Source organism: Streptomyces pathocidini, from assembly GCF_001418495.1.
Classification (GTDB): domain Bacteria; phylum Actinomycetota; class Actinomycetes; order Streptomycetales; family Streptomycetaceae; genus Streptomyces; species Streptomyces pathocidini.
Window position 1 is genome coordinate 1 of the sequence record NZ_LIQY01000360.1, and the last position, 8,793, is coordinate 8,793.

The 8,793-nt window shown below is 71.8% G+C and carries 6 protein-coding genes; all 6 read right to left on the reverse strand.

Features of this window, described 5'->3' with window-relative positions; all coding sequences use genetic code 11:
- Positions 1–27 precede the first annotated feature (27 nt).
- Complete coding sequence (pgsA, locus tag AOK16_RS17225) at positions 28–720, reverse strand: CDP-diacylglycerol--glycerol-3-phosphate 3-phosphatidyltransferase (protein ID WP_055473126.1); 693 nt, start codon at positions 718–720, stop codon at positions 28–30.
- On the reverse strand, positions 717–2,234 hold the full coding sequence (gene rimO / locus AOK16_RS17230) for a 30S ribosomal protein S12 methylthiotransferase RimO (RefSeq protein WP_055473127.1): 1,518 nt from the start codon (positions 2,232–2,234) through the stop codon (positions 717–719). Before rimO ends, pgsA begins: the two co-directional genes overlap by 4 nt.
- Positions 2,235–2,451: 217 nt before the next feature.
- The gene (locus AOK16_RS17235; RefSeq protein ID WP_055473128.1) at positions 2,452–3,276 is read right to left on the reverse strand and encodes a helix-turn-helix domain-containing protein; all 825 of its coding nucleotides are present in this window, start codon (positions 3,274–3,276) and stop codon (positions 2,452–2,454) included.
- Positions 3,277–3,488: 212 nt separating this feature from the next.
- Positions 3,489–6,242 (reverse strand): DNA translocase FtsK, encoded by a 2,754-nt coding sequence (locus AOK16_RS17240; RefSeq protein WP_055473129.1) that lies wholly within the window; start codon positions 6,240–6,242, stop codon positions 3,489–3,491.
- Positions 6,243–6,441: 199 nt separating this feature from the next.
- Positions 6,442–7,122, reverse strand: a complete 681-nt coding sequence (locus AOK16_RS17245) for a response regulator (RefSeq protein ID WP_055473130.1) — start codon at positions 7,120–7,122, stop codon at positions 6,442–6,444.
- A gap of 238 nt (positions 7,123–7,360) precedes the next feature.
- Positions 7,361–8,793 (reverse strand): ATP-binding response regulator (locus AOK16_RS17250; protein WP_157859239.1); only part of this gene is annotated, 1,433 nt, incomplete at its 5' end.

The following is an 8,793-nucleotide window of genomic DNA, read 5'->3' on the forward strand; positions in this document are numbered from 1 at the left end:
CCCTCTCGTTCCCGGGCCGCGCGCCGCTCACCGCGCCGTGCCCCCGGCCCGCTCGGCCTTCCCGTCCGCCCGCTCGCGCTCCGCGGCGAGCCCGGCCCGCCGCAGGACGACCGCCTGCCGTACGTAGTCCAGGCCGGTCGCCACGGTCAGCAGCACCGCCACGGCCATCACCCAGAACCGCAGGGTGGCCAGCGGCCCGGTGAGGGCGAGGACGTACATCCCGACCGCGGTGCCCTGAGCGAGCGTCTTCAGCTTGCCGCCGCGGCTGGCCGGTATGACGGCGTGCCGGATGACCCAGAACCGCATCAAGGTGATGCCGAGCTCCCGGGCGAGGATCACGCCCGTGACCCACCAGGGCAGGTCGCCGAGGGCCGAGAGGCAGATCAGGGCCGCGCCCATGATCGCCTTGTCGGCGATCGGGTCGGCGATCTTGCCGAAGTCGGTGACCAGGTTGTACCGGCGGGCCAGATGGCCGTCGAACAGGTCGGTGATCATGGCGATCCCGAACGCCGCCCAGGCGAAGGCCCGCCAGGCCGGGTCGTAGCCGCCGTTGTGCAGCAGCAACAACACGAATCCGGGCACAAGGAGCAGCCGGACCATGGTGAGTATGTTGGCGATGTTCCATAGCGCGGGCTGAGGGACCGTCGGCTTGCTCAATGAGCCTCCCCGCAGCGGAGCACGCCCGGCACCGCCGGCTGCGGAAGCGGGGACTCCGGTCATCTGGCCGCCTCCTCGCCGGGACACGCTCCGTCCACCACAGCTCCGGCGGTTGCCAGCACCTCGGCGACCAGGTCGACGCCCTCGGTGGCCACCACCTTCGCCTCGACCATACGGCCGGGGGCCAGCCCCCGCGATGCCGCGAGGCGCACCTGCCCGTCGGTCTCCGGCGCCTGGTGGGCCGCGCGCCCGACCACGCCGTCGCCTTCGTCCTCGTCCTCGGCTCTCTCGACGAGCACTTCCACGGTCTCGCCCAGCCGCTCCTCGGCGCGCTGCGCGGTCAGTTCCTCCGCGAGCCGCGAGATGTGGGCGAGCCGCTCGGCGACCACGTCCTCGGGCAGCTTGCCGTCGTAGCTGGCGGCCTCGGTGCCGTCCTCGTCGGAGTATCCGAAGACCCCGATCGCGTCCAGCCGGGCACCGGTCAGAAAGCGCTCCAGCTCGGCCAGGTCCTGCTCGGTCTCGCCGGGGAACCCGACGATGAAGTTCGAGCGGGCGCCCGCCAGCGGGGCCTTGGCCCGGACCTGCTCCAGCAGGCCGAGAAAGCGGTCGGTGTCGCCGAACCGGCGCATGGCGCGCAGCACTCCGGGCGCCGAGTGTTGGAAGGACAGGTCGAAGTACGGGGCGACCTTGGGCGTCGAGGTCAGCACGTCGATGAGCCCGGGGCGCATCTCGGCGGGCTGGAGGTAGCTGACCCGGACCCGCTCGATCCCGTCGACCGCCGCGAGCTCCGGCAGGAGCGTCTCCAGCAGCCGGATGTCGCCGAGGTCCTTGCCGTACGAGGTGTTGTTCTCGGAGACCAGCATGATCTCCTTGACGCCCTGCTCGGCCAGCCACCGCGTCTCGGTGAGCACGTCGGAGGGGCGCCGGGAGACGAAGGAGCCGCGGAAGGCCGGGATCGCGCAGAACGAGCAGCGCCGGTCGCAGCCGGAGGCCAGCTTGACCGAAGCGACCGGGCCTGCTTCCAGGCGGCGGCGCAGCGGCGCGCGAGGCCCGGAGGCGGGCGCGACGCCCTCGGGCAGGTCCTCGGGGGCCTCGGGGAGCTCAGTGACGGTTCCGTGCCCGGGCAGCGCCACGTCGGCGCCCTGCCGCTCCACCGGGCTGACCGGCAGCAGCTTGCGCCGGTCGCGCGGGGTGTGCGGGGCGTGGACACCGCCGGAGAGGATGGTCTGCAGCCGGTCGGAGATGTGCGCGTAGTCGTCGAACCCGAGCACGCCGTCGGCCTCGGGAAGCGCCTGTGCGAGCTCCTTGCCGTACCGCTCCGCCATGCAACCGACCGCGACCACCGCCTGCGTACGGCCGTGCCCCTTCAGGTCGTTGGCCTCCAGGAGGGCGTCCACCGAGTCCTTCTTGGCGGCCTCGACGAAGCCGCAGGTGTTGACGACGGCGACATCGGCGGCGGCGGCTTCCGGGACGAGTTCCCACCCGTCCGCCGCCAGGCGGCCTGCGAGCTCCTCGGAGTCCACCTCGTTGCGGGCGCAGCCAAGGGTGACGAGAGCGACGGTACGGGGTTCGGGCATGGGGTCAGCCTACTTCGTCCCGCTGACACCCCCCGCTGCCAGGGGTTCCCGCCCACGACAGCCGCACGGCAGCCACACGACGGCCACATGACGGCCGCGCGGCAGCCGGATGACAGCGGCCCCACGGCCGCGGCCCCCGGCCGCACCGCCCCGAACGCACCGCGGCCCACGCCGCGCGATGGCACGCGCGCGTGGGCCGGAACGGACAGTTCTGGGGTCAGCCCTGGGCCGGGTCGCCCTTGGTGTAGCTGAGCCGCTCAACGTGGCCCTTCTCGTAGCGCTCGTCGATCTCCTTGCCGTTCACGAAGATCTGCACGGCGCCCGCGTTGCCCAGCACGAGGTCGACCTGCTGCTCGTCCGTGAACGTCTCGGAGGCGCCGTCCTTGAGGACGCCCTCGTAGATCAGCCGGCCGCTGTGGTCCTTGGCCGAGACCCAGCTGGTGCCGTCCTGCGCGATCAGCTTGACGGTGACCTTGTCGGCCGGGGCGGCCGCGATGGCGCTGTCCGACGGCTCGGGCGGCAGGACCTCCTTGGTCTTCGCCGCGCTCGGGGTGGAGCTGGGCTTCTGGGAGGAGCCGGTGTCGCTCGCCACCGTGCTCCCGCCCTCGTCGCCGCCGCTGAAGAGCGTGAACCCCACGAACGCGACCACCACGACGATCGCCGCGACCATCGCCGCCGTCCAGTTCGGGCGCCGCGGCTCGGGCCGCATCCGCTCCGCCTCGAACAGCGGCGCCGCCGGGGTCGGCGCGGGCCGCCCGCCGTGCTCGGCGTCGTACTGCTCGATCAGCGGCGCCGGATCGATCCCCATCGCACGGGCGAGCGTACGGATGTGGCCGCGCGCGTAAACGTCACCGCCGCAGCGGGTGAAGTCGTCCTGTTCGATGGCATGGACGATGGGGATGCGCACCCGCGTTCTGGAACTGACCTCGTCGACGGTCAGCGAGGAGTCGATGCGCGCCTTCTGCAGCGCGCGCCCGACCGAGGGACGGTCGTCGTACTCGGCGGAAGGCCGGTCGTCTGCGGGGGAGTTGCCGATGGACACGGGGGCGCCTTTCGAGCGTGTAGCCACCTGTGCTGGGGACTCAGTCTAGGGGTGGTACGAAAGGGTGGGGCAACCGGGGGACGGAAGTCCTTACGCCATCAGGACGGCCGTGCCATCCTCAGGATTCCCTACCCGCTCGTCTTTCCCTGCAACTTGACGTATCGGCAGAGGAAACGGTTGCTCGCTTCCTCATCCTAGAGCGCCGGATCCTGTTAAGGAGTCTCTCCACGGATCACGGCCAGCACTCCTTCGAGTTCGTCCGGCTTCACCAGCACGTCGCGCGCCTTGGACCCCTCGCTCGGGCCGACGACGCCGCGCGACTCCATGAGGTCCATCAGCCGCCCGGCCTTGGCGAACCCGACCCGCAGCTTCCGCTGGAGCATCGAGGTCGAGCCGAACTGGGTGGAGACCACGAGCTCCGCCGCCTGGCACAGCAGGTCGAGGTCGTCGCCGATCTCCTCGTCGATCTCCTTCTTCTGCTGGGAGCCGACCACGACGTCGTCCCGGAAGACCGGCGCCATCTGCTCCTTGCAGTGCCGGACGACGGCGGCGACCTCGGCCTCGGTCACGAAGGCGCCCTGCATACGGGTCGGCTTGTTCGCCCCCATCGGCAGGAACAGGCCGTCGCCCTTGCCGATCAGCTTCTCGGCGCCGGGCTGGTCGAGAATGACCCGGCTGTCGGCCAGCGAGGAGGTCGCGAAGGCGAGCCGTGACGGCACGTTCGCCTTGATCAGGCCGGTGACGACGTCGACGGACGGCCGCTGGGTGGCCAGCACGAGGTGGATGCCGGCCGCGCGCGCGAGCTGGGTGATCCGCACGATCGCGTCCTCGACGTCGCGCGGCGCGACCATCATCAGGTCGGCCAGCTCGTCGACGATCACCAGCAGGTACGGGTACGGCCTGAGCTCGCGCTCGCTGCCCTCGGGCGGCTTCACCTTGCCGCTGCGCACGGCCGCGTTGAAGTCGTCGATGTGCCGGTAGCCGTACGCCGCGAGGTCGTCGTAGCGCAGGTCCATCTCGCGCACGACCCACTGCAGCGCCTCGGCGGCCCGCTTGGGGTTGGTGATGATCGGCGTGATCAGGTGCGGGATGCCCTCGTACGCGGTGAGCTCGACGCGCTTGGGGTCCACGAGCACCATGCGCACGTCCTCGGGGGTCGCACGGACCATGACCGAGGTGATCAGGCAGTTGATGCAGGAGGACTTTCCGGAGCCCGTGGCGCCCGCGACCAGGACGTGCGGCATCTTCGCGATGTTGGCCATCACGTAGCCGCCCTCGACGTCCTTGCCGAGCGCGACGAGCATCGGGTGCTCGTCGCCCGCGGCGTCCGCGAGGCGCAGCACGTCGCCGAGGTTGACCATCTCGCGGTCGGTGTTGGGGATCTCGATGCCGACCGCCGACTTGCCGGGGATCGGGCTGATGATCCGCACGTCGGGGCTGGCCACCGCGTACGCGATGTTCTTGGTGAGCGCGGTGATCCGCTCGACCTTGACGGCCGGGCCCAGCTCGACCTCGTAGCGGGTGACCGTCGGACCGCGGGTGAAGCCGGTGACGGCGGCGTCGACCTTGAACTCCTCGAAGACCCGGGAGAGCGAGGCGACCACGGCGTCGTTGGCGGCGCTGCGCGTCTTGCCGGGGCCGCCCCGCTCCAGCAGGTCGAGGGAGGGCAGGGAGTAGGTGATGTCGCCGGAGAGCTGGAGCTGTTCGGCGCGCGGCGGGAGCCCGTCCGAGGCGGTGGGGGCGGCCTTCGTCAGGTCCGGGACGACGGAGCCGGCGCGGGCGGCGGGCGGCTCGGAGTCGGCCTCGCGGGCGCCGGGCACCTCGACGGTGTACTCCGCCCCGTCCCGGTCCGTGGCGATGCCGTGGCTGAGGTCGGCCACCAGCGGCGAGGGCTGCATGCCGTGCAGGACGGCGCCGTCCAGCGCCGCCGCGGCCGCGGCGGCCACGTCGACGGCGTCCAGCTGCCGGCCCTCCGCGGCGGGGTGGAGGGGCGAACTCCCGCGCGGGGCACGGCGCTTGGAGAGGGCCGCCTCCTCGGCGCTGTCCGGGTCGAGGGCAGCGGAACCCGAGAAGCGGCGTGAGGCGCCGCGTCGCGCCTTCGGGGAGGACTGCTCGCGCCACTGGTCGTCGTACCGCTCGTCGTCGCCCTCCGCGCCGTCCAGCGGCTCGGAGGTGTCCGGTACGAGGCCGAGCTTGGTGCCGAGCAGGCGCAGCCGCTGCGGGATGGCGTTGACGGGGGTGGCGGTGACGACGAGCAGGCCGAAGAGGGTGACGAGGACCAGCAGCGGTACGGCCAGCATCTCGCCGACCGTGAAGAGCAGGGGCGTCGAGGCGGCCCAGCCGATGAGCCCGCCCGCGTCCTGGATCGCCTCGGTGCCCTTCTCGCGGCCCGGGGCGCCGCAGGCGAGGTGGACCTGGCCGAGGACACCGATCACCAGCGCCGAAAGACCGATGACGATCCGCCCGTTGGCCTCCGGCTTCTCCGGGTGCCGGATCAGGCGTACGGCGATGGCGCCGAGGAGTATCGGCACGAGCAGGTCGAGCCGCCCGAAGGCGCCGGTCACCAGCATCTCCACCAGGTCGCCGACGGGGCCGTGCAGGTTCGACCAGGTGCCGGCGGCGATGACCAGGGCGACGCCGAGCAGCAGCAGCGCGAGCCCGTCCTTGCGGTGGGCGGGGTCAAGTCCCTTGGCGCCCCGGCCGACTCCGCGGAACATGGCGCCGACCGCGTGGGCCAGGCCGAGCCACACGGCGCGAGTGAGCCGGTAGACGCCGCCCGTTGGGGACGGTGCGGGCTTGGGCGCGGCCTTCTTGGCGGGCGCCCGCTTCGCAGGGGACCGCTTCTTGGCGGGTGCCGCCGCCTTCTGGGCAGGCGCCTTCTTCGCGGCGCCACCCGTACGGCCCGCGCGCGGTTTCGGGCTGCCCGTCGTGGACCGGGAACCCTTGCCGGACGTACGTGAGGCCATGAGTGCGAGGTTACCGGTGTGAGGCGGCCGGAACACCCGCGCCCAGGCGTTAACCCGTTCGTGTCGCCCGGTCCGCCCTCCGGATTGACGGGGTGTACGGACGGTCCGGCCGGTGACGCCCCGTCAATCGGCGGATGCAGCAAGGGAGATCGCGCCGCCGTGGCGACGGCGGCGCGGGCCCCTGCCCGTCATGTCCGGTTCAGCTCTGGGAGGGCAGTGGGGTCGCGCCACTGCCCGCCCCCGGTTCGAGGGCGTCAAGGGCCCGGCGGAGGCCCGTGAGTTTGCGCTCCAGATGGGCCGCGGTGGCCACCGCGGCCGCGTCGGCGGACTCGTCGAGCTGTTTCGACAGCGCCTCGGCCTGCTCCTCGACGGCCGCCAGCCGTGCGGACAGCTCGGCCAGCAGCCCGGCGGGCTCCTTGGCCTCGTCGTCGGCGCCGGGCCGGTTGCCCTCCAACTGCAGCCGCAGCAGCGCCGCCTGCTCCCGCAGCTGGCAGTTCTTCATGTACAGCTCGACGAAGACCGACACCTTCGCCCGCAGCACCCATGGGTCGAAGGGCTTGGAGATGTAGTCCACCGCCCCCGCCGCGTAACCACGGAACGTGTGGTGCGGTCCGTGGTTGATGGCGGTCAGAAAGATGATGGGAATGTCACGGGTCCGCTCCCGCCGCTTGATGTGCGCGGCGGTCTCGAAACCGTCCATTCCTGGCATCTGGACGTCCAGCAGGATCACCGCGAAGTCGTCCGTCAGCAGCGCCTTGAGCGCTTCCTCCCCTGACGATGCCCGTACCAGCGTCTGATCGAGCGCGGAGAGAATGGCCTCCAGCGCCAGCAGATTCTCCGGCCGGTCATCGACCAGGAGGATCTTGGCCTTCTGCACCATGGCCCGCCCTCCTCGCCCCGGCGTGGGGTGTCCCTTGCTCGTCGAGCCTGGGGAAGCACCGGACGCCGCCCCAAGGGACGACTCCCTGGCGCCGCCCGTCCTTGTGCCGGTCATGGTAGCCGCACCCCGCCTGTCGCCACACCCTGTCACCGTGATGTCACTGTGCACGTAGGCAGAAACGCGGTGGGACGCCAGAAGGTTCCCCGCTTCCCGCGTTTCCATTCGCCTCCCGTCGCCCTCACTCCGCGGCCGATCGCATCCACTGCTCCATCACCGAGAGCAGGTGGTCCGTGTCGACCGGTTTCGTCACGTAGTCGGAGGCCCCCGACTCGATGCTCTTCTCCCGGTCCCCCTTCATCGCCTTCGCAGTCAGCGCGATGATCGGCAGCCCCGCGAACTGGGGCATGCGGCGGATCGCGGCCGTCGTCGCGTAACCGTCCATCTCCGGCATCATGATGTCCATCAGAACGACCGCCACGTCGTCGTGCTGCTCCAGCACCTCGATGCCCTCGCGGCCGTTCTCCGCGTACAGCACCGAGAGGCCGTGCTGCTCCAGCACGCTGGTCAGCGCGAAGACGTTGCGGATGTCGTCGTCGACGATCAGCACCTTCTCGCCGTGGAAGCCGCCCTCGAAGCCGCGCTCCACCAAGTCCCGGCCCTTGCCGAGCCAGGCCTCCTCCGGCATCCGCACGGACGCCCCCGGCGCCCCGGCCGCCGCGGCCGCCTGCTCGGCCGCCGCCGCGGTCCTGCGGCGCAGCCGCGACAGACCGGCGGCGCCGCGCTGGGCCGGCGGCTGCGCCGCCGCCTCCTCGCCGCCGCCCTCGCCGGCCTCCGCCTCGCCCTCGGCGGCGCGCGCCCCGAGCAGCGGGTCGCCCGCGGGCGCCGCGATCGCGGCCGCGCCGGTGGGGCCGGCGGGGGCGAGCTGCGGGTAGCCCTGGGGCGGGAGTTCGCTGGGGTTGAGCGGAAGGTAGAGCGTGAAGGTGGAGCCGCGGCCGGGCTCGCTGGCCGCGTGGATCTCGCCGCCCAGCAGCCGCGCGATCTCCCGGCTGATGGACAGCCCCAGACCCGTACCGCCGTACTTCCTGCTGGTCGTGCCGTCGGCCTGCTTGAACGCCTCGAAGATGACCCGCATCTTGCTGGCCGCGATGCCGATGCCGGTGTCGGTCACCGAGAACGCGATCATCTCGGAGTCGGGGTCGCGCAGCGAGCCGTGCTCCAGCAGCTGTTCGCGGATGGCGGCCGGCACGTCCGGGCCTGCGGGCCTGATGACGAGCTCCACGGCCCCGCCGTCGGTGAACTTCACCGCGTTGGACAGCAGGTTGCGCAGCACCTGCAGCAGCCGCTGCTCGTCGGTGTGCAGCGTGGCGGGCAGCTCGGGCGAGACCCGTACGGCGAAGTCCAGGCCCTTCTCCGCGGTCAGCGGCCGGAAGGTGGCCTCGACGTAGTCCACCAGCTGCACCAGGGCGATACGGGTGGGGCTGACGTCCATCTTGCCCGCCTCGACCTTGGACAGGTCGAGGATGTCGTTGATGAGCTGGAGCAGGTCCGAGCCCGCGCCGTGGATCGTTTCGGCGAACTCCACCTGCTTCGGCGAGAGGTTCCCGTCGGCGTTGTCGGCGAGCAGCTTGGCCAGGATCAGCAGCGAGTTGAGCGGGGTGCGCAGCTCGTGCG